This window comes from Bartonella sp. OD88NMGDW (assembly GCF_042193775.1).
In the GTDB taxonomy this organism is placed as follows: Bacteria; Pseudomonadota; Alphaproteobacteria; order Rhizobiales; family Rhizobiaceae; genus Bartonella; species Bartonella grahamii.
In genome coordinates, this window is record NZ_JBHIMA010000077.1 from 1 (window position 1) to 714 (window position 714).

General features: G+C 32.9%; 1 protein-coding gene. It reads right to left on the bottom strand.

What is annotated here, in order from left to right:
- The coding region (locus tag ACFIJR_RS09180) for a DnaB-like helicase N-terminal domain-containing protein (RefSeq protein WP_375654086.1) at window positions 1–482 on the bottom strand (482 nt) is incomplete at its 3' end.
- Window positions 483–714: the final 232 nt, after the last annotated feature.

The following is a 714-nucleotide window of genomic DNA, read 5'->3' on the forward strand; positions in this document are numbered from 1 at the left end:
TGATTTTCAACAGTTTCAATTTGTTGTGATGTTGTAAGTTCTACAGAAGCATCATAAGCTCTATTCACAACTTGAGTGCCAAGGTTAATTAAAGAGCGTCGGATAAACAGATCATAAATGACGCTCCCATAATCTTTAGTATTAATGATTGTGACTGCCTCTGTAGCTAAACGCACCACGTAATTATATACAGTGATGTCACCAATTTTCTCATCATTTTCAACAAAGGGCTTAATAGTAATGGGATCTGCAACTTTTCCATTTTGGATAATTTTTGAAATGATATCAAAAAGCCTTTGATGCAACGGTTCAAAAAAGTGCTCTGCTTTTAAAAAATCAGAAACGCTATCAAGAGCATTATTATTGATAATGATAGCACCCAGCAAAGCTTGTTCTGCTTCAATATTATGGGGAAATTGACGAAAAGAAGATTGTTCTTCTGTTTGAAAAGAAGGTAATTTAACAGCGCTCATTTTATTCATTATGATTTAAATTGATTTGATAAATGATAATTATAAATCACTGAATCTACAGTGTGAATCCCATTTTTATTTTACTTAACAGCTTGCATTTTGATACGTTTTGTGCAATAAAGAGATGTTCTTTTATATTTCGGTTATTTCTTTTAATCGTTTATTTAGATCGCTAGCTGTTTTGATAATAAAAGCCGTGTCTTAAAGGACGCGGCTTTTTTGCTATAAAGCAGCCCCCCGC